Below are 18,533 nucleotides of genomic sequence, written 5' to 3'. Positions count from 1 at the left end.
TTGACAATGTCAGTGGCGGCCGTTGCAGGAACACCTGAGGGAACGGCCGCGACGAAGGGGCAGACGTGACCTACAAAGCCGAGTACATCTGGATCGACGGTACCGAGCCGAGCGCGCGGCTGCGCTCGAAGACGCGGATCCTCGCCGACGGCGCGGAGCTGCTGGAATGGGGCTTCGACGGTTCGAGCACCAACCAGGCGCCCGGTGACAACTCGGACTGCGTGCTCAAGCCGGTCTTCTCCTGCCCCGACCCGATCCGCGGCGGCGATCACAAGCTGGTGCTGTGTGAGGTCTACCTGGTCGACGGCACGCCGCACCCGACCAACAACCGGGCCAAGCTCCTCCCGATCGCCGAACAGTTCTCCGAGCAGGAGTCCTGGTTCGGCATCGAGCAGGAATACACCTTCTTCCAGGAGGGCCGCCCGCTCGGCTTCCCGGCCGTCGGCTTCCCCGCCCCGCAGGGCCCGTACTACTGCGGTGTCGGCGCCGACGAGGTCTTCGGCCGCGAGATCGTCGAGAAGCACCTGGACGCCTGTATCGACGCGGGCCTGAAGATCTCCGGCATCAACGCCGAGGTCATGCCCGGCCAGTGGGAGTTCCAGATCGGCCCGGCCGGCTCGGTCGAGGTCGCCGACCACCTGTGGGTGGCGCGCTGGCTGCTCTACCGGATCGCCGAGGAGTACGACGTCGCCGCGACCCTGGACGCCAAGCCGGCCAAGGGCGACTGGAACGGTGCCGGCGCGCACACCAACTTCTCCACCAAGGCGATGCGCGAGGGCTACGACGCGATCATCACTGCGTGCGAGTCCCTGGGTGCCCCCGGCAAGGTCGAGGAACACATCGCCGGCTACGGCGACGGGATCGAGGAACGCCTCACCGGCGCCCACGAGACCGCCCCGCACGACGTCTACAGCTACGGCGTCTCCGACCGCGGCGCCTCGGTCCGCATCCCCTGGCAGGTAGAGGTCGACAAAAAGGGCTACATCGAAGACCGTCGTCCCAACGCCAACATCGACCCGTACAACGTCACGCGCCTGCTGGTAAACACCTGCTGCACCGCCCTGGAGAAGGCCGGCCAGGTCTAGCCGCCCGAAACCACGCGAGCGGCAGGCCCACACCGACCCCGTGAGGCTGAAACACCATCACCCCCGGGACCACACTGCGGTCGATGAAGCGCGGTAGCGCGCGGATACGGGTGGGCGGGAGCGGGCATAGCAGGCGCGACGATGGAGTGTCTGCGTAGCAGGCGTGGGATGGAACAACAGAACCCCCGGCCGGGCCGGGGGTTCTGTTGGTAGGTCACTCCTCGTCGGATTTGCCGGATTCCAGGTTGGTTTTGATGAGGTCCATGACGGTGGAGTCGGCGAGGGTGGTGACGTCGCCCACCTCGCGGTTCTCGGCGACGTCGCGGAGGAGGCGGCGCATGATCTTGCCGGAGCGGGTCTTGGGGAGTTCGGCGACGACCATGATCTGGCGGGGCTTGGCGATCGGGCCGATTTCCTTGGCGACGTGGTTGCGGAGTTCCTGGACGACGTCAGGACCGCCGTCGCCGGCCTCGGAGCGCAGGATGACGAAGGCGGCGATCGCCTGGCCGGTGGTCGGGTCGGACGCGCCGACGACGGCGGCCTCGGCGACCTTCGGGTGCGACACGAGCGCGGACTCGATCTCGGTGGTGGAGAGCCGGTGGCCGGACACGTTCATCACGTCGTCGACGCGGCCGAGGAGCCACAGGTCGCCGTCCTCGTCCTTCTTCGCACCGTCACCGGCGAAGTACATGCCATCCCAGCGGGACCAGTAGGTGTCGACGAACCGCTGGTCGTCGCCCCACAGCGTGCGCAGCATGGCCGGCCACGGCTTGGTGATGACCAGGTAGCCGCCGGAACCGTCCGGCACCGACTTGCCCGCGTCGTCGACGACGTCCACGCTGACACCCGGGATCGCCTTCATCGCGGCACCCGGCTTGCCCGCGGTCACGCCCGGCAGCGGCGAGATCATGTGCATCCCGGTCTCGGTCTGCCACCAGGTGTCCACGACCGGCGCGTTGTTCCCGCCGATGTGCTCGCGGTACCAGACGTAGGCCTCCGGGTTGATCGGCTCGCCGACCGACCCGATCACCCGCAGCGAGGACAGGTCGAACTTCGCCGGGATGTCGGAGCCCCACTTCATGAACGTGCGGATCGCGGTCGGCGCGCAGTACAGGATCGAGACCTTGTACTTCTGGATGATCTCCCACCAGCGGCCCTGGTGCGGAGTGTCAGGGGTGCCTTCGTACAGCACGGAGGTGGTCGCGTTCGCGAGAGCGCCGTACACGATGTAGCTGTGGCCGGTGACCCAGCCGATGTCGGCGGCGGTCCAGTAGACGTCGGTGTCCGGCTTGAGGTCGAACACGCCCCACTGGGTGTACGACGTACCGACCAGGTAGCCGCCGGTCGTGTGCAGGATGCCCTTCGGCTTGCCCGTGCTGCCGGACGTGTACATCACGTAGAGCGGGTGCTCGGCGTCGAAGGCCTCGGGCGTGTGCTCGGTCGACTGCTTGCCGACGAAGTCCTCCCACCACAGGTCGCGGCCCTCGACGATGGCGGTCTCCTGGCCGGTGCGCTTCACCACGAGCACGTTGCGGACGTCCGGGCAGTCCACCAGCGCGGCGTCCACCGCGGGCTTCAGCGCCGCAGCCGCGCCCCGGCGGTAGCCGCCGTCGGAGGTGATCACGACCCGCGCGTCGCAGTCGAGGATCCGGTCCTTCAGCGCCTCGGAGGAGAAGCCGCCGAAGACGACCGTGTGCGGGGCGCCGATCCGGGCGCAGGCGAGCATCGCCACGACCGTCTCGGGGATCATCGGCATGTAGATCGCGACGATCTCGCCGGCCTGGACGTTCAGCTCGAGCAGCGCGTTCGCGGCCTGGCTGACCTGGTCCTTGAGCTGGGCGTAGGTGATCTCCCGGGTGTCCCCGGGCTCGCCTTCGAAGTAGTAGGCGACCTTGTCGCCCAGACCGTTCTCGACGTGCCGGTCGACGCAGTTGTACGCCGCGTTCAGCTTGCCGTCGGCGTACCACTTGGCGAACGGCGGGTTGCTCCAGTCCAGCGTCTCGGTCGGTTCGGTGGCCCAGGTCAGCCGCTTGGCCTGCTCGGTCCAGAACCCCTCGAAGTCGGCGGCGGCGCGCTCGTAGGCATCGGCCTTGAGGTTCGCGTTCGCGGCCAGCTCGGCCGGTGGTTCGAACCTGCGCTCCTCGTGCATCAGGTTCGACAATGCCTCCGACTGGGCGGTCTCGGACTGGGGTGACTCTGCATTCGTCACGTCGACGACTCCTCCTCGCTGGCTTTCGGCGCGCTGGAGCGCCGGTTACCTTTCTACCAACGCAGACCCCGGCACGGGAACCGGCGTATCGCCGAGCAGCCCTCGATCTGCGCCGAACAGGACCAATTCCGGGTTGGACGGGCCAGTGGGAACCTTTCCCAAGGCCCGCGCATCGGAGTGGTCGTGAATCCGACGCAGCCTAACCCCCAGCTCTCCGAGCCGACTGCTTCCGAGGGAGAGTCGCGGAAGATCTCCCGCGCCGCGCGGCGCCGGGTGCACGCCCGCGAGTACCGCGTACGGCGGACTCAGAAGGCGGCCCGGTCCCAGCTCCCGACCTGGTAGGTCACTCCGCCTGATGGTGGTCCAGGAGGCGGCCGAGGAGCGTGACCAGGCGGGTGCGGTCGGTGGGTGAGAGCGGGGCGAAGATCTCGTCCTGAGCCCTGGTGACCAGGGTGGTCAGGCGCCTGTAGTGCCGGCGGCCCGCCGTGGTGATCCTGATGATGTTGCGGCGTCCGTCGTCCGGGTCCGGCGTCCGCTCGACGTACGCGTCGGCGGCCAGTTCGTTGAGGGCGGCAACCACATCGCTGCGGTCGATGGAGCTGCGCCGGCCGAGCGCCGCCTGGCTGGCCGGGCCGAACTCGACCAGCGTCGCCAGCAACCGGAAATGGTAGGCCCGCGCGCCGCCCGCGGCGAACGTCTCGCTGATGACCCGATGCGCCTGTGTCGCGCTCTGTGTCAGCAACCAGCTCGGCAACTGCGTCAAGACACTCGGCGTCTGATCGTCCACAGTCCGTAGTCTATCCGTTGGCAGGTCCTACGATTCCCGCGCGTCGAGCAGCTCGTCCCAGTGCTCCGCCGTCCACTCGCAGACCACCCGCATCGGCTCGAGCAGGCTCCGGCCGAGGTCGGTGAGCTCGTACGTCACGCGTCGTACCGGCTCGGTGTGCGCGGTACGGCGTACGAAGCCGTCGCGCTCCAGGGTGCGAAGCGACTGCGTGAGTACCTTCGGACTGACCCGCGCCAACGGCACCCGCAGTTCGGAGAACCGCCGCGGCCCGTCCTCGAGGCAGCGGATCACCAGCCCGGCCCACTTGTCCCCGCCGATCCGGAACGGCAGCAGAGTCGACGGGCAGATCTCCTCGAACATGTCCGTCCGCAAGGCCTCCATGGCTTTCACGGTATCCAATCGGTAACCAGCCTGCCTCCTACTGTCGCCGCATCAGCTATTCGAGGAGGTTGCAGTGAGCAAGATTCTGGTCATCGGTGCCCGCGGGCGCGCCGGCCGGGCGGCGGTGGAGGAGGCGCGGCGGCGCGGCCATGAGGTGACGTCTGCCGCGCGTACGCCGGTGGCCGACATGGTGACGGGTGACGTGACGGATGCGGAGCGGATCGCCGACTTGGCTTTGGACCACGACGCTGTGATCGCGGCTGTGTACGACGGTGGCACCGAGCCGGGTGTGTTCTTTCCGGCGGCGTCTCGGGCTCTCGTCGACGGGCTGGAGAAGGCTGGTGTCGGCCGTCTGGTCTGGGTCGGGCTGGCCTCCATTCTTCCCACCGCGGACGGCACGCCGTTGATGGACGGGCCTGGTTATCCGCAGGAGTACCGGTCCTTCTACCTCGCTCATCAAGCGGCACTGGATACCTTTGCGGCGTCGACGCTCGATTGGGTGTCGGTGGCACCGGCCGGCGACTTCAACCATGCCGACCCGACGCGGTCCGGCGGCTACCGCGTCGTACCGGGGGATGCCGGCGGGCTGATCTCGTACGCCGACCTCGCGATCGCGCTCGTGGATGAGGTGGACCAACCCGCCCATCACCGCGCGGCGATCGGTGTAGTGGTCTAGCCGGGGTGCTCGCGGGTGGCGTCAGCGGGGCGGTAGGTTCGGCGCTATGGCTGGGGCCGAGGGGTACTTGCAGCAGGCGTTGGAGGTTGCGCAGCGGGCGGCGGAGACGCAGCTCGGGGCCCTCCGGGTGGCGGCCGCGCTGGTGGTGGATGCGCTGGCCGCCGGGAAGCAGTTCTGGGTGTTCGGGACCGGGCACAGCCACACGCTCGCGGAGGAGCTGTACGGGCGCGCCGGCGGGCTGGCCGACGTACGGGCGGTGCTCGAACCCGGGCTGATGCTGCACGAGGGGTTGCAGAAGAGTTCGCTGCTCGAACGGTTGCCCGGGCTGGCCGACGTACTGCTGGAGACCAACGGGATCGCCGCGGGCGACGTCGTACTGATCGCGTCGAACTCGGGGCGGAACGCCGTACCCGTGGAGTTCGCCCTCGGCGCCCGCAAGCGGGGTGCACAGGTGATCGCGCTGACGTCGATGGCGCAGAGTACGTCGACCACCCCACGAGCACCCGGTGGTCAGCGGTTGTTCGAAACCGCCGACGTGGTCATCGACAACTGCGGCGTCCCCGGCGACGCCCTCATCGAAGTCCCCGGCAGCCCCGAACGCACCGGAGCCACCTCAACCATGGCCGGTGCCCTACTACTCCAAGCCCTCACCGTAGAGATCGTCACCCGCCTGGCCGCCCGCGGCGAAACCCCAAACGTCCTCCGGAGCCTGAACGTCTAGTACTTCTTCCCCAGTACTTTTACGTGGCTCGGTAGGCGACGGTTATGTCGTAGCGGTCGGAGCGGTAGATGGAGCGGCCGAATTCGATGACCTCGCCGGAGGCGGTGCGCGGGGCCGAGGTGATGATCAGGCAGGGCGTGGTGGAGTCGATCTCCAGCAGCTCGGCGTCGCCCGGCTCGGGTGGGGCGGCGACGATCGAGGCGGAGACCATTCCCAGGGTGACGCCCCAGCGCGAGGACAGCTCGGTGTACAGCGAGTTCTCCTCGAAGTCGACCTCGTCGAGGCCGGGGTAGCGGTTCAGGGACAGCGAGGTGCGCTCGATCGCCATCGGCTCGCCGTCGGCGGTGCGCAGCCGGACCAGGTGGAACACCGGGGTGCCGACCGGCTCCTCCAGCTCGCGGGCCAGGTCCTCGTCGGCCGCGCCGACGCGGCGCTCGAGCACCTTCGCGCCGGGCTTGATGCCGCGCTGGATCATGTCCTGGCTGAACGACGACGCGAGCATCCGCGACGGCCGGGGCTCGGCGACGAACGTGCCGCCGCCGGGGCGACGCGCGGCCAGACCCTCGGCCACCACCCGGTCCACTTCCTGCCGCACGGTCATCCGGGCCACCCCGAAGCGCTCGGCCAGGACCCGCTCCGAGGGCAGCACGGTGCCGACCGTCAGCGAGCGAGTGAGGTTCTCCAGAATCTCGCGGATCTGGTCACCCTTCGGCCGATCGGTCCGCAGCTCTGTGGGGAGCTCGGCGAGATCGCCTGGGTTGTTCCGTGGGCGGGCCATGAAGTCAGTATCCCTGGGAATGTGCCCGGCAAACCGGTTGCCGGGGGACGCGAGCCGCGGTCGTACTCCTGATCTTCTCCGTGCTGTGTGGCCGCCGGAACACCACTGTTCCGAAGTACCTTGTCAGCCTGACTGTAACGGCTGCCGTCACCTCACGGCCAGTAAGCTCCCACAATCTCGGCCGGGGGTAGTTTTACCGCTATGACTCGCGGACAGTTCGTGCAGGAGAGCTCACCGACGGGCGAATGGAAGCGGCAGGGCAACCGATTCACCGGCCGGATCACCCGCGACTCGCGGTCAGGTCCCGGCGAGGGCCCGGACGATCGGGGCCATTGGCCGGTCGAGCCGGGCCGGTACCGGTTGGTGGTCAGCCTGGCCTGTCCGTGGGCGCACCGCTCGGTCATCGTGCGCCGGCTGCTCGGGCTGGAGGACGCGATCAGTCAGGCGATCGTCGACCCGATCCGCGACGAGCGCGGCTGGCGATTCACCTTGGACCCGGACGGTCGCGACCCGGTGCTCGGGATCGAGTTCCTGTCCGAGGCATACCGCCGTACGGACGCGTCGTACGACGGACGCGTCACGGTGCCCGCGATCATCGACACGCTGACCGGGCTGGTGGTCACGAACGACTACCCGCAGATCACCCTGGACCTGTCGACCGAGTGGGCCGAGTTCCACCGCCCCGACGCGCCGCAGCTGATCCCGGCCGACCGGGCCGAGATGGACACGTTGATCGAGGACATCTACCGGGACGTGAACAACGGCGTCTACCGCTGCGGCTTCGCGACCACCCAGGAGGCCTACGAGGAGTCGTACGACGCTCTGTTCGAGCGCCTCGACGTCCTCGAGGAACGGCTGGCCGACCGCGCGTACCTGCTGGGTGACACGCTGCGCGAGGTCGACATCCGGCTCTTCACCACCCTGGTCCGCTTCGACGCGGTCTACCACAATCACTTCAAGTGCAACCGGCAGAAGCTCACCGAGTTCCCGCATCTGTGGGCCTATGCCCGCCGCCTCTACCAGCTCCCGTCCTTCGGCGAGACCGTCGACTTCGACCAGATCAAGCGGCACTACTACGTCACCCACGACACCATCAATCCCACCGGCATCGTCCCCAAGGGCCCGGACCCCCGCGTCTGGACTACCTGATCATGAGTCAGCGCCCTCGGATCAGGCAGAAGAAGCGTGCGTTTCCCCGGATCCTCGGCCGCGAGCGCGCCTTTCTCGCCGACACGCTGCGGGCCGAGACGACCGGTGGGCTGCTGTTGCTCGCCGCGGCTGTGGTGGCGCTGGCCTGGGCCAACTCTCCGTGGCAGGACGCTTACGAGCATCTGCGTGCCACCCAGCTCGGGCCGCTCACGCTCGAGGGCTGGGCTTCGGACGGCGCACTGACGTTGTTCTTCTACCTGGCCGGTGTCGAGCTGAAGCGTGAGCTCGTGGTCGGCACGCTGTCGAAGCTGACCGAGGCGGTCGTGCCGGTGGTCGCGGCGATCGCCGGAATGGTGCTCCCGGCAATCATCTACCTGGTGGTGAACCTGACCGCCCATCACGGACGGCCGCACGGGTGGGCGGTGCCGACGGCGACGGACATCGCGTTCGCGCTCGCCGTACTGGCGATCGTCGGGTCGTCGCTGCCGAGCGCGCTGCGGGCGTTCCTGCTCACGCTGGCCGTGGTCGACGACTTCGGCGCCATCCTGGTGATCGCGGTGTTCTTCTCGCATGGCTTCCACCTGCTCTCGCTGCTCGCCGCGGCCGCCTTGATCGCGGTCTGGTATCTCCTGCAGCACCGCCGCGTGCGTACGCCGTTCCTGTACATCCCGGTCGCCATCGGTGCGTGGTGGTTCATGTATGAGTCGGGGATCCACCCGACGATCGCCGGTGTCGCTCTCGGCCTGGTGACCCGGGTGGTCGCCGATCCCGGTGAGGAGCACGCGCCGGCCGAGCGGATCGAGCACCGGCTCCGGCCCTGGTCCGCGGGTGTCGCCGTACCTCTGTTCGCCTTGTTCGCGGCGGGCGTGACGCTGGGCGGGAACGCCGTACGGGCGATGTTGACCGACCCGGTCGCGATCGGCGTGGTCGCGGGGCTGTTGTTCGGCAAGACGATCGGGGTGTTCGGCGGGTCGTGGCTGACGGCCCGCTTCACCCGGGCGGAGCTGAACTCCGACCTCGCCTGGCGTGATGTCGGCGCGGTGTCGGTGCTGGCCGGCATCGGGTTCACGGTCGCGCTGCTGATCGCACAACTGGCGTTCGAGGGCGACGTCGCGCAGGTGGAACGCGGCAAGGCCGCCGTCCTGATCGCTTCGGTGCTCGCCGCGCTGATCGCCACACTGCTGCTGGCTCGGCGGAACCGCGCGTACGCCGATTAGCCAGATGCAGGGGGTTGGGGAGCCGCGGCGGTAGTGTCGGGGGACGGACGTGTGGAAGGAGTGCCATGTCGATGGGGCAGAACGGGGACGAGCCCACGGTCGGCCAGCTCGTCGCGAATGCCAGCAAGGACCTGTCCAATCTGGTCCGCGGTGAGGTAGAGCTCGCCAAGACCGAGCTGAAGAAAACGGCCATCGCCGCCGGGACCGGAGCCGGGATGTTCGCCGGAGCGGCCTTCCTGGTCCTGCTGGTGATCATCCTGCTGTCCATCGCCGCGGCGTTCGGGCTCACCGCGGCCGGGCTGCACCCGGCCATCGCGTTCCTGATCGTGTCCGGCGTCTACCTGCTGATCGCGGCCGTGCTGGTGTTCATCGGGAGGCGGGCGCTGCGCGGCGCGAAGGGCCCGGAGCGCACGATCGAGACCTCGAAGGAGTCCGTCGAGGCGCTCAAGGCGATCGGCAAGGGCGACCAGGAGGACGCCATCGAGGCCAGGCCCGCCTCGGGCGTACGGCGCTGAGCCCGGCGGGCGTCGTCGACCTGCTGGTCGACGGGCCCTGGTCACACTCGTTGGTGGCGGCCAACGGGGCACGCTTCCACGTCGCCGAGTGCGGCGCCGCGGACGATCCGCTCGTCCTCTTCCTGCACGGCTTCCCCGAGTTCTGGTGGGCCTGGCGGCACCAGCTGCCAGTGGTCGCCGCGGCCGGCTACCGCGCCGTTGCCATGGATCTGCGCGGGTACGGCGCCAGCGACAAGACGCCCCGCGGTTACGACCCCTACACGGCGGCCGCTGACGTCTCCGGCGTGATCCGATCGCTGGGCGCCGCGGATGCCGTCGTGGTCGGGCACGGCTGGGGCGGATTCATCGGCTGGTCGGCCGCCGTACTCGCACCCCGGCAGGTCCGCGGGCTGGCGGCTGTCTCGGCACCACATCCGTTGCTGCTGGCCCGCTCCGGTCAGACCAAGGCGCTGACCCGCACTGCGTGGTTCCAGCTTCCGATCCTCCCGGAGCGCCGGCTCCTGGCCAACGACGGAGCCCACATCGAAGGCCTCCTGCGCGCCTGGTCCGCCCCGGGCGGTACGTTCCCGGACGCCGAGGCGTCCCGCCGCTACCGCTCGGCGCTGCAGGTCTGGCCGGCTCCACACTGCGCACTCGAGTACCACCGGTGGTTCGCCCGGTCCCGGCTCCGCCCCGACGGCCGCAAGTACTCAGCCACGATGCGTACGCCGATCGCCGTACCCGTACTGCAGATCCACGGCGCCCAGGACTCGGCCGTCTCCCCCACCGCGACCACCCCGCCGGACCTGGTCACGGCCCCCCTCCGCCACGAGCTCATCACCCCGGCCGGCCATTTCCCCCACGAGGAGGCGCCAGTCCTGTTCAACAACCTGGTGGTCGACTGGCTGCGGTCTGTCGGACCGTAGCGGCGGGGTTTGGTTGCTGGAGGCACTCATCGACCAGAACCACCACCTAGGTGCAGGACTGGGTGGAGACTTCCTGGGTTGCGGTGGAGCCGTCCTTGGCGTCGTCGGAGACCTGTTCGGCGGTGAGGACGTAGCCGGTGCGGTTGTCCTCGACCGAGGCGGCGAAGACCACGCCGTACACAGTGCCCTTGGACGACAGCAGCGGGCCGCCGGAGTTGCCGGGGCGGACCGAGGCCCAGATCGAGAAGGCTTCGCGCGTGACCGTACGGTCGCCGTAGATGTCCGGACCGCGGAGCCGTTCCTCGGACCGGATCCGGGCCGGCTCGGAGTCGAACGGGCCGTTCTCCGGGTAGCCGAGGACGACGCTCGGGTCGTCGGCCTTACCGGTGAAGTCGAAGTCCAGCGGCTTTTCGGTCAGCTTGGGCACGTACAGCACGGCGATGTCGACCTCGGGATCGAACAGGACGACGGTCGCGTCGTACTTCTTCCCGTTGACCTCGACCTGCGGCGAGCTCACGCCCGCGACCACATGCGCGTTCGTCATCACCCGCTGCGGTGCGTAGACGAACCCACTGCCCTCGAGACCGCGCGAGCAACTGGCGACCCCGGTGACCTTGGCGATCCGCGTGTACGCCGTCCGGACCAGCGGCTGCCGGGCGATCGCGCTGTCCGGCGGCTGCGTCTCGCGGATCCGCTCCGGCACGAACGGGTCGAGGAAGCGCGGGAACAGATCGGTGTTGACCACATCGTTGAACGACTGCAGCGCCCGGTCGGCGCTGCTCGGCAGCACCTCGTCGACCTTCGCCAGCACCTGGGAGCCGCGCACCGCCGAGGTCACGCTCGGGATCCGCGCACCGCTCACCGCGACGCCGAGCACCCAAGACACGATGAGCACGGAGACCGCCGCCAGCGCGGCACCACCGAGGGCGTCGAGGAATTTCACCGGCCGCCAGGACAGTCTGTTCCTGACTCTGGACCCGACGACGGCGCCCAGCGTGCGGCCTATCGAGGCCAGCAGGACCACAAGCACCAGGGCGGCGAACGACACCGACACGCTCGGCGAGAAGTTGTCCAGCACCCGCGGCACGCCCCAGACCCCGATGGCGGCACCGCCGAGCAGGCCGATGGTGGCACAGGCGCCCAGGACGAACCCCTCGATGTACCCCGAGATGGCCACCAGCAAGGTGACGATCAGGAGTGCCCAGTCGAGCTTGCTCACTCCACACCTTCCGACTCGTCCCGTTCCCGGTGGCCCAGGTCGTGCTCGATGGCGGTCAGCCGCCGCACATCCTCCGGCCGCCGTCCCTCGCTCCGCCAGGCCGCCTCGACCAGTCGGTCGGGCAACGGTACGACGATCGAGGGGTCCCAGTCGCGCGCCCACCCGCCGAGCACAAGCATTTTGTCCAGCAAGCCGGCGGTGAAGCCCCAGATGTAGAGATCGCCGATGGTGAACGCCGGCCCGCTGAATCCGGACGGGTGCAGGCAGCTGATCCGGTTCGCCGGGTCGGCCAGCGCGCGTACCGACACGGTGTGCACCGACGCGACCTCGGCCGGGTCGACCACCGCGACCGGCGACGGCTCCCGCCACCACGCCAGCACCGGCGACACGCCGAAGTTGCTGACCGGCACCCACAGGGCCGGCCAGACCGCGAACGGTACGACGCCGGCCGGATCGAGCCCGGTCTCCTCCTCAGCCTCACGCAACGCGGTCCGCACCAGCCCCTCGTCGCCGCTGCCGTCCTCCGGATCGACCCCACCACCGGGGAACGCCATCTGCCCGGCGTGCTTGCGCAACGTCCACGCCCGCTCGGTCAGCAGCACCTCCGGCCCGTCGTTGCCATCGGCAAGCAAGATCAGTACGGCGGACTGCCGCACGGACGGATCGTCGGGCGGCAGGAACCGCGACAACTGGTTCGGATCAACTTCCTCGGACGCCTTCGCCAGCTGCTTCAGCCACTCCGGGATCTCCACACCGTCGAAGGTCATGGGGCCTCCCGGCCTGGACTGAGGAGCGCAGGGAGCGCAGCGACTGGAGCGACGAGGGAAGGCCGGGAGACAAAGCCCCATGACCACGCCGGCGCCGAAGGCCCGGCCAAGAGCACAGTCACAGCGTTACCCCCAGCTTGTCCTTCACCAGCTGGTCGAGTTGCTCTTGCGAGGTCAGCACACCGCGGTGCACGAAGACGGCGCCGTCGGCGTCCACGAACGCCGTCAACGGCGGCCCGCCCACCTTCAACGGCCCCTGGATCGCCTTGTCCTGATCGACCAGGTGCGGGTAGGCGAGACCTTCGTCGGTCGCGAACCGCACCGCGAGCTCCGGCCGCGGGTCGGCGTAGTCGATCCCCAGCATCCGCACCTTGCCCGACTTCGCCAGCTTCGCCAGGTACGGCGCTTCGTCACGGCAGGGCCCGCACCACTGGGCCCACACGTTGATGACGAGCGGACCGCGCAGGTCCGCGAGCCGGATATCCGGTCCGTTGCCCAGACAGGGCAGGCTGACGTCGGGCAGGCCGTTGGTGACCGGTGGTTTCGACGGGGTCGACGGGCAGGCCGTCAGCTTGTCCGCTCCGGCAACCGTTGTCCCGGTGGTCGACGTGCTCTGGCCGGGCTGTTCGGATCCACACGACGCCAGGACCAGTCCGGCGACGAGCCAGCTGATCGTGCACAGCGCCGTACGGAACTTCACGCCGGGACCTTCACCAGCTTCGCGGCGGCCTCGGGGTCGGTCGGGCCGGTGCCGTACGACGGGCACCACTGGGCCACCGGGCACGCGCCGCAGGCCGGCTTCTTGGCGTGACAGCGGCGGCGGCCGTGGAAGATCAGCCGGTGCGACAGCATCGTCCAGTCCTTCTTCGGGAACAGCGCACCGATGAGGTGCTCGACCTTGACCGGGTCCTCCTCGGTCGTCCAGCCGAACCGGCGGACCAGCCGGCCGAAGTGCGTGTCGACCGTGATGCCCGGGATGCCGAAGGCGTTGCCGAGGACGACGTTCGCGGTCTTGCGGCCGGTGCCGGGGAGCTTGACCAGCTCCTCCAGCTTGTTCGGCACGACGCCGTCGTACTCGTCGACGAGGGCCTGGCCGAGCTTGATCACGCTGTTGGTCTTGGCCCGGAAGAAGCCGGTCGGCTTCAGGATCGCCTCCATCTCCTCCCGGTCGGCCTCGGCGTACGCACTCGCGGTCGGATACTTCGCGAACAGGGTCGGGGTCACCCTGTTCACCGTCACGTCGGTGGTCTGGGCCGACAGGATGGTGGCCACCAGCAACTCGAGCGGGCTGGTGAAGTCCAGCTCGCAGTGAGCGTCCGGATACGTCTCGGTGAGCACCTTGTGCATCTTCCGGGCCCGCCGGACCAGCTGGGTCGGCGTCTCGTCGACGAAGACCGGGGCCTTGCGGGGCAGCTTCAGGGGCACCACTGAGACGGGCCCGGGAAGGGGGTCCGCGACACGCTGGGATGGCATGGAGGCCAGCCTACGTGGCGGCGCCGACACCGGAGGGGCTACGGTTTTGGGGCAACCGGGTGTGAACGACCCGGTGCCGGACGGGGTCGATCCCCCGCCCGCAGTCGTGGTCGAAGGTCCTAGGAGGCCCAAAGTGGATGCCGCAGTGCTCCGACAGGCACCGCTGTTCAGTCAGCTCGACGACGAGGCGGCCGACGCACTGGCCTCCTCGATGACCGAGAGCCGGCTGCGCCGCGGCCAGGTGCTGTTCCACGAGGGCGATTCCGGTGATCGGCTGTTCGTCGTGGTGGAGGGCAAGGTCAAGCTCGGCCGTACCTCCGCCGACGGCCGGGAGAACCTGATCGCCGTCCTCGGCCCGGGACAGATGTTCGGCGAGCTGTCCCTGTTCGACCCGGGACCGCGATCCGCGACCGTCACCGCCGTCACCGACGCCACGCTGATGTCGCTGACCCACGACGAGCTGCTCCGCTGGCTGGCCGGCCGCCCCGAGGTGGCCCGCGGCCTGCTCCTCCAGCTCGCGTCCCGGCTGCGCAAGGTCTCCGACGTCGTCGCCGACCTGGTGTTCTCCGACGTACCGGGCCGGGTCGCCAAGGCCCTCCTCGACCTGGCCAGCCGCTTCGGCCGCACCGCCGACGACGGCGTCCACGTCCATCACGACCTCACCCAGGAGGAGCTCGCCCAACTCGTCGGCGCCTCCCGCGAAACGGTCAACAAGGCCCTCGCCGACTTCGCCTCCCGAGGCTGGGTCCGCCTCGAACCCCGCTCCGTAGTCCTCCTGGACGTAGACCGCCTCCAACGCCGAGCCCGCTAACCCACCCCGCCCCCCGGCCGACCCAACCACCCCGCCAGGCCTGCGGGCCTCGCCGCCAGGCCTCGCCGCCGGGCTTCGCCGCCGGGCCTCGCCGCCGAGCGGTCCGCCGGGCGAACCCTCCAACTCAGTGGGCATCCCCTCAGTTGGAGGGTTGCCCCCTCAGATTCTCAGTGGGCAACCCTCCAGCTCAGGGGGCAAGCTCAGGCGCGGGCGAGCTCAGGCGCGGGCGAGCTCAGGCGCGGGCGAGCTCAGGCGCGGGCGGGCTCAGGCGCGGGCAAGCTCAGGCGCGGGCGGGCGCGGGCGGGCTCAGGCGCGGGCGAAGGCTTGGCGGATGCGGGCGACGACCCGGCTGGGGTGATCGAGGTCGGTCCAGATGACGCGTACGACCTGCAGGCCGAGTGCGCGCAGGCGGTCTTCCCGGACCTTCTCCCGGATCAGGGTCTCGCGCGTGTCACCGGCGTACTTGACCAGCCCGTCGAACTCGACAACGGTCCGCTGGTCTGGGAAGTAGAAATCGACGCGGGCAACGAAGCCGGCGGCATCGGTGAACACCACCTGGAGCACCGGCACCGGAAGCCCGTGGGTCTGCATCAGCACTCGTAACCGCGACTCCCCGACAGACTCAGACAACGGATCACTGAAATCCAGGGCGGCTCTCGCCCGTGCGCTGCCCGGCCAGAACTCGGTCGCCGCCAGTAGGCGCTGCAGGTCGTCCGGGCTGATCGCGTGATCACGCCGTACGGCGTCTGCGCTGATCACGGCCGCCTCGAAGGACGACGTACAGGCCATTTCGAACAAGGCGCGCGGCACCGTGGTCACGGTCAGACCACCGAGCGCGGTCAGGTCGGCCGAGGTCAGCTTGCCGCGATGGTGGCGTACGCCGGCGATCCGGCCACCGCGGTGCTTGTCCAGACGGCTGACTTGGACCTCGGCGAGATCCGGTCCCCACAGCGGTACGCCGTGCAGCGCGAGCGCCGACTGGTGGCTCACGGCAACGGTGCCCGGGCGCATCGAGTTCATCACCGCGTGGACGAGTCGCCGGTGCTTCACGCCCTGCTGATCCCAGGGAGCGAGGTGGCTCAGATCCACCGCCTCGGCGTACTGCCCGTAGCGGATCCGCTCCCAGCGGCCGTCCTGGATCCGATCGTGGACCTGGCCTGGCGTGTACCCGCAGTCCGCGGCCTGCGCACGGCTGTACACCCCGCCCTGCCCCTCCGCGAGCAGCTTCAACTTCCGATTCACCCGCCAAGCATCAGCCGTCACCCCCGTCCCCCGCAGCCGCCTTCCACCAACCTGTGGATAACCGCGCGAACCCTCCAACTCAGTGGGCATCCCCTCAGTTGGAGGGTTGCCCCCTCAGATTCTCAGTGGGCAACCCTCCGGCTCAGGGGGCAACCCCCGGCCACTAAGCGTTGAGGTAGTCGAGTTGGGCTTGGACTGAGCGTTTGGCGGCGGGCCAGAGGGTGTGGGGTACGTCGGCGTAGACGTGTTCGACGATGGCGTCGGGGGTGGTGTGGCCGGCAGCCAGGGCTGCGCGGACCTGGTCCAGGCGTTCGTGGCGGTGGTCGAGGTAGTAGGTGAGGACGTCGGAGGGGTCCTCGATGACGGGGCCGTGGCCGGGGAGGAGGCGGTCTACGCCGGCTGGGGAGTTGGCGAAGGCGAGGAGGCGGTCGAGGGAGTCCAGGTAGGGGCCGAGGGCACCGTCTGGGTGGGCTACGACGGAGGTTCCGCGGCCTAGGACGGTGTCGCCGGTGAGCAACGAGCCGTCCTGCGGGAGCCAGAAGCAGACGGAGTCCAGGGTGTGGCCGGGGGTGGGGAGGACCTCGATGCGGAGGCCGCCGGCGGTGATCACGTCGCCCTCGGACAGGCCGTGGGCGTGGTCGGTCGGGATGCGGTACGCCGGATCCACCGCTCGGACTCCACAACCCGCCTGGTTGGCGAACCACGCGGCGCCCTCGGAGTGGTCCGGGTGCTTGTGGGTCAGCAGTACGACGGCAACCTCGCCCGCGACCGCCAGGACCTCGCGGAGGTGATCTTCGAGCATCGGCCCGGGATCGACGACTACCGACACGTCCGCGTCCGGGGAGCGGAGGATCCAGGTGTTGGTGCCCTCCAGCGTCATCGGACCGGGGTTGGCGGCCAGCACTCGGCTCGCGTGGTCGGTAATCCGTTCGGTCATCGGTTCTCCTGCGCGGTCATATCGTCTCCAGGTACGCCTGATCGCCGTCCACGCGTACGGTCGGCAGGATCGTCCGGATCTCGCGGTCGCCGGCCGCGTCCAGGACCGCCGCGACGTCGTCGTACGGCGTGAGCTCACGGCAGCACAGGTACGTCGGGGGGAGCATCAGCAGCTCACCGCCCTCGACCGCGGCCACCGCATCGGCGGGGCGCATCCAGGCGACCTGGTCGGACTCGCTCGTCACGTCCCGGGTGACCTGGCCGGTCGGGAGTGCGGCGACGAAGAAGCTCGTGTCGTACCGCTTCGGCTCGAACTCCGGCGTGATCCAGTGCGCCCACGGGCCGAGCAGGTCCGCGCGCAGCACTAGTCCGCGGCGATGCAGGAAGTCGGCGAATCGCAGCCGGCCGGCCTCCAGCTCGATCCGGTCGGCCTCCCAGTCGTCGCCGGTCGTGTCGCTGACCACAGAGGACGTGGACGGACCGGCCAGCAGTACGCCGCACTCCTCGAAGGTCTCGCGTACCGCGGCGGCCACATAAGCCGCGGCCAGCTCCGCGGAGCACCCGAGCCGGACGGCGAAGGCCGACGGCGGCGGGCCTGACCACGAGTCGGCGATGGCCGCGTCGGCCGGGTCGACCCGGCCGCCGGGGAACACCGTCATCCCGGCGGCGAACGCCATCGTCCGCTGCCGCCGGAGCAGGTACACCTCCAGCCCACCAGCCACCTCCAGCCCGTCCGCCGCGGGCGCGGCGGGCGTCGGCGTCGGCGCAGCGGGCGTGGGCGTTGGCGCGGCGGGCGTCGGCGCAGCGGGCGTGGGCGTCGACACGGCGCGCGTGGACGCGGTGGGCGTCGACACGGCGCGCGTGGACGCGGTGGGCGTGGGGGCGTCGCGGAGCAGGATGACTGTCGACGCCGGTCGGGGGGCGACCGGCGTACGACTCTCGCGGGCGAACTCCAGCGCGGCCGACGCCATCCGGCCGGTCATCAGCTGCGACTTCAGGTCCCGCACGACAGCGTCAGCCGACCTCGACGATCAGCTCGACCTCGACCGGTGCGTCCAGCGGCAGGACCGGTACGCCGACCGCGCTGCGGGCGTGCTGCCCGGCCTCGCCGAACACCTGGCCGAACAGCTCGGAGGCGCCGTTGGCCACCTGCGGCTGACCGGTGAAGTCGGGCGTGGACGCGATGAACGCGACCGCCTTGACGATGCGCTTCACGTTCGCCAGGTCGCCGATCTCGGACTTGACCGCGGCCAGTGCGTTCAGGGCGCACTGCTGGGCGCACTCGCTCGCGACCTCGGCGCTGACCGCGTCGCCGACCTTCCCAGTGGCGATCAGGGTGCCGTCACGGAGCGGCAGCTGGCCGGACGTATAGATGAGGTTCCCGGTCCGCACGACCGGGATGTAGGCGGCGACCGGCTTGGCCACGTCGGGCAGCTTCACGCCGAGCTCGGCCAGCTTCTCCTCGGGGTGGCTCATTTGGCCTCGATCTCCCGCTTGAAGTAGGCGACGAGGTTCTCGGGGTTCAGACCCGGGACGACCTGGACCAGCTCCCAGCCGTCCTGGCCGAAGTTGTCCAGGATCTCCTTGGTCGAGTGGACCAGCAGCGGTGCGGTGAAGTACTCGAACTTCTTCATGAAGGGGACTCTAACGGTGTGTCGTGGG

22 protein-coding genes are annotated in these 18,533 nt (G+C 69.6%); 9 read left to right on the top strand and 13 right to left on the bottom strand.

The features are described 5' to 3' along the window. Positions 1–65 precede the first annotated feature (65 nt). Positions 66–1,085: a glutamine synthetase GlnII gene (gene glnII / locus AB0E63_RS11880; RefSeq protein ID WP_360364463.1), complete on the top strand. Its 1,020-nt coding sequence runs from the start codon at positions 66–68 to the stop codon at positions 1,083–1,085. Between the two features lie 214 nt (positions 1,086–1,299). Here glnII and acs read toward each other — a convergent pair whose 3' ends face one another. After that, the gene (acs, locus tag AB0E63_RS11875; protein ID WP_360364578.1) at positions 1,300–3,234 is read right to left on the bottom strand and encodes an acetate--CoA ligase; all 1,935 of its coding nucleotides are present in this window, start codon (positions 3,232–3,234) and stop codon (positions 1,300–1,302) included. A gap of 243 nt (positions 3,235–3,477) precedes the next feature. On the opposite strand from acs, the gene AB0E63_RS11870 reads away from it, so the two are divergent. Continuing rightward, positions 3,478–3,636: a hypothetical protein gene (locus AB0E63_RS11870; RefSeq protein ID WP_360364461.1), complete on the top strand. Its 159-nt coding sequence runs from the start codon at positions 3,478–3,480 to the stop codon at positions 3,634–3,636. Position 3,637: 1 nt separating this feature from the next. Here the strand turns inward: AB0E63_RS11870 and AB0E63_RS11865 are convergent, their stop codons facing one another. Both AB0E63_RS11865 and AB0E63_RS11860 read right to left on the bottom strand, forming a co-directional pair. Continuing rightward, positions 3,638–4,081: a MarR family transcriptional regulator gene (locus AB0E63_RS11865; protein ID WP_360364459.1), complete on the bottom strand. Its 444-nt coding sequence runs from the start codon at positions 4,079–4,081 to the stop codon at positions 3,638–3,640. A gap of 27 nt (positions 4,082–4,108) precedes the next feature. Next, positions 4,109–4,462 carry a helix-turn-helix domain-containing protein gene (locus tag AB0E63_RS11860; RefSeq protein ID WP_360364457.1) on the bottom strand — a complete coding sequence of 118 codons (354 nt, stop codon included), beginning with the start codon at positions 4,460–4,462 and terminating at the stop codon, positions 4,109–4,111. 73 nt (positions 4,463–4,535) lie between these two features. On the opposite strand from AB0E63_RS11860, the gene AB0E63_RS11855 reads away from it, so the two are divergent. Together AB0E63_RS11855 and AB0E63_RS11850 are read left to right on the top strand one after the other, a co-directional pair. Next, positions 4,536–5,138 carry an NAD(P)H-binding protein gene (locus tag AB0E63_RS11855; protein WP_360364456.1) on the top strand — a complete coding sequence of 201 codons (603 nt, stop codon included), beginning with the start codon at positions 4,536–4,538 and terminating at the stop codon, positions 5,136–5,138. A gap of 46 nt (positions 5,139–5,184) precedes the next feature. Then, positions 5,185–5,859, top strand: a complete 675-nt coding sequence (locus AB0E63_RS11850) for an SIS domain-containing protein (RefSeq protein ID WP_360364454.1) — start codon at positions 5,185–5,187, stop codon at positions 5,857–5,859. A gap of 19 nt (positions 5,860–5,878) precedes the next feature. Here AB0E63_RS11850 and AB0E63_RS11845 read toward each other — a convergent pair whose 3' ends face one another. Then, positions 5,879–6,637: a GntR family transcriptional regulator gene (locus AB0E63_RS11845; RefSeq protein WP_360364452.1), complete on the bottom strand. Its 759-nt coding sequence runs from the start codon at positions 6,635–6,637 to the stop codon at positions 5,879–5,881. Positions 6,638–6,838: 201 nt separating this feature from the next. On the opposite strand from AB0E63_RS11845, the gene AB0E63_RS11840 reads away from it, so the two are divergent. The 4 genes from AB0E63_RS11840 to AB0E63_RS11825 all read left to right on the top strand — a co-directional run bounded on the left by AB0E63_RS11840 (position 6,839) and on the right by AB0E63_RS11825 (position 10,423). Further along, entirely contained in the window at positions 6,839–7,786 is a 948-nt protein-coding gene (locus AB0E63_RS11840; protein ID WP_360364450.1) for a glutathione S-transferase C-terminal domain-containing protein, read from the top strand. Positions 7,787–7,788: 2 nt separating this feature from the next. After that, positions 7,789–9,003, top strand: coding sequence for a Na+/H+ antiporter NhaA (nhaA, locus tag AB0E63_RS11835; protein WP_360364448.1), 1,215 nt, complete (start codon positions 7,789–7,791; stop codon positions 9,001–9,003). 71 nt (positions 9,004–9,074) lie between these two features. Beyond that, a complete protein-coding gene (locus tag AB0E63_RS11830; protein ID WP_360364446.1) occupies positions 9,075–9,518 on the top strand; it encodes a phage holin family protein in 444 nt (147 codons plus the stop codon). A gap of 53 nt (positions 9,519–9,571) precedes the next feature. Continuing rightward, entirely contained in the window at positions 9,572–10,423 is an 852-nt protein-coding gene (locus AB0E63_RS11825; RefSeq protein ID WP_360364444.1) for an alpha/beta hydrolase, read from the top strand. Between the two features lie 46 nt (positions 10,424–10,469). On the opposite strand, the gene AB0E63_RS11820 is transcribed toward AB0E63_RS11825, so the two are convergent. The 4 genes from AB0E63_RS11820 to nth form a co-directional block, all read right to left on the bottom strand. Beyond that, positions 10,470–11,642, bottom strand: coding sequence for a MarP family serine protease (locus tag AB0E63_RS11820; protein WP_360364442.1), 1,173 nt, complete (start codon positions 11,640–11,642; stop codon positions 10,470–10,472). Then, complete coding sequence (locus AB0E63_RS11815; RefSeq protein WP_360364441.1) at positions 11,639–12,409, bottom strand: CoA pyrophosphatase; 771 nt, start codon at positions 12,407–12,409, stop codon at positions 11,639–11,641. The genes AB0E63_RS11820 and AB0E63_RS11815 overlap by 4 nt, the downstream gene beginning before the upstream one ends. Positions 12,410–12,527: 118 nt before the next feature. Further along, positions 12,528–13,109: a TlpA disulfide reductase family protein gene (locus tag AB0E63_RS11810; protein ID WP_360364440.1), complete on the bottom strand. Its 582-nt coding sequence runs from the start codon at positions 13,107–13,109 to the stop codon at positions 12,528–12,530. Then, positions 13,106–13,882 carry an endonuclease III gene (nth, locus tag AB0E63_RS11805; protein WP_360364439.1) on the bottom strand — a complete coding sequence of 259 codons (777 nt, stop codon included), beginning with the start codon at positions 13,880–13,882 and terminating at the stop codon, positions 13,106–13,108. Before nth ends, AB0E63_RS11810 begins: the two co-directional genes overlap by 4 nt. Before the next feature lie 133 nt (positions 13,883–14,015). Here nth and AB0E63_RS11800 point away from each other — a divergent pair, with 133 nt between their 5' ends. Further along, positions 14,016–14,693: a Crp/Fnr family transcriptional regulator gene (locus AB0E63_RS11800; RefSeq protein WP_360364437.1), complete on the top strand. Its 678-nt coding sequence runs from the start codon at positions 14,016–14,018 to the stop codon at positions 14,691–14,693. Between the two features lie 306 nt (positions 14,694–14,999). Here AB0E63_RS11800 and AB0E63_RS11795 read toward each other — a convergent pair whose 3' ends face one another. The 5 genes from AB0E63_RS11795 to AB0E63_RS11775 form a co-directional block, all read right to left on the bottom strand. After that, complete coding sequence (locus AB0E63_RS11795) at positions 15,000–15,935, bottom strand: hypothetical protein (RefSeq protein WP_360364435.1); 936 nt, start codon at positions 15,933–15,935, stop codon at positions 15,000–15,002. 163 nt (positions 15,936–16,098) lie between these two features. Next, on the bottom strand, positions 16,099–16,872 hold the full coding sequence (locus tag AB0E63_RS11790; RefSeq protein ID WP_360364433.1) for an MBL fold metallo-hydrolase: 774 nt from the start codon (positions 16,870–16,872) through the stop codon (positions 16,099–16,101). A gap of 16 nt (positions 16,873–16,888) precedes the next feature. Next, on the bottom strand, positions 16,889–17,878 hold the full coding sequence (locus AB0E63_RS11785; RefSeq protein WP_360364431.1) for an NUDIX hydrolase: 990 nt from the start codon (positions 17,876–17,878) through the stop codon (positions 16,889–16,891). A 7-nt stretch (positions 17,879–17,885) separates the two neighbouring features. Further along, positions 17,886–18,347, bottom strand: coding sequence for a RidA family protein (locus AB0E63_RS11780; protein ID WP_360364430.1), 462 nt, complete (start codon positions 18,345–18,347; stop codon positions 17,886–17,888). After that, the gene (locus tag AB0E63_RS11775; RefSeq protein WP_360364428.1) at positions 18,344–18,505 is read right to left on the bottom strand and encodes a hypothetical protein; all 162 of its coding nucleotides are present in this window, start codon (positions 18,503–18,505) and stop codon (positions 18,344–18,346) included. The genes AB0E63_RS11780 and AB0E63_RS11775 overlap by 4 nt, the downstream gene beginning before the upstream one ends. Positions 18,506–18,533: the final 28 nt, after the last annotated feature.

Source organism: Kribbella sp. NPDC026596 (genome assembly GCF_040638415.1).
Lineage (GTDB): Bacteria > Actinomycetota > Actinomycetes > Propionibacteriales > Kribbellaceae > Kribbella.
The sequence above is the reverse complement of the archived record's forward strand: the minus strand, read 5'-3'. Positions and strand labels throughout refer to the sequence as shown.

What these genes read in the sequence shown, in the direction of transcription:
- acs (WP_360364578.1), bottom strand. Translation starts at nt 3,234, where the DNA reads ATGCACGAGGAGCGCAGGTTCGAACCACCGGCCGAGCTGGCCGCGAAC.
- AB0E63_RS11860 (WP_360364457.1), bottom strand. Translation starts at nt 4,462, where the DNA reads ATGGAGGCCTTGCGGACGGACATGTTCGAGGAGATCTGCCCGTCGACT.
- AB0E63_RS11850 (WP_360364454.1), top strand. Translation starts at nt 5,185, where the DNA reads ATGGCTGGGGCCGAGGGGTACTTGCAGCAGGCGTTGGAGGTTGCGCAG.
- AB0E63_RS11845 (WP_360364452.1), bottom strand. Translation starts at nt 6,637, where the DNA reads ATGGCCCGCCCACGGAACAACCCAGGCGATCTCGCCGAGCTCCCCACA.
- AB0E63_RS11840 (WP_360364450.1), top strand. Translation starts at nt 6,839, where the DNA reads ATGACTCGCGGACAGTTCGTGCAGGAGAGCTCACCGACGGGCGAATGG.
- nhaA (WP_360364448.1), top strand. Translation starts at nt 7,789, where the DNA reads ATGAGTCAGCGCCCTCGGATCAGGCAGAAGAAGCGTGCGTTTCCCCGG.
- AB0E63_RS11830 (WP_360364446.1), top strand. Translation starts at nt 9,075, where the DNA reads ATGGGGCAGAACGGGGACGAGCCCACGGTCGGCCAGCTCGTCGCGAAT.
- AB0E63_RS11815 (WP_360364441.1), bottom strand. Translation starts at nt 12,409, where the DNA reads ATGACCTTCGACGGTGTGGAGATCCCGGAGTGGCTGAAGCAGCTGGCG.
- nth (WP_360364439.1), bottom strand. Translation starts at nt 13,882, where the DNA reads ATGCCATCCCAGCGTGTCGCGGACCCCCTTCCCGGGCCCGTCTCAGTG.
- AB0E63_RS11790 (WP_360364433.1), bottom strand. Translation starts at nt 16,872, where the DNA reads ATGACCGAACGGATTACCGACCACGCGAGCCGAGTGCTGGCCGCCAAC.
- AB0E63_RS11780 (WP_360364430.1), bottom strand. Translation starts at nt 18,347, where the DNA reads ATGAGCCACCCCGAGGAGAAGCTGGCCGAGCTCGGCGTGAAGCTGCCC.
- AB0E63_RS11775 (WP_360364428.1), bottom strand. Translation starts at nt 18,505, where the DNA reads ATGAAGAAGTTCGAGTACTTCACCGCACCGCTGCTGGTCCACTCGACC.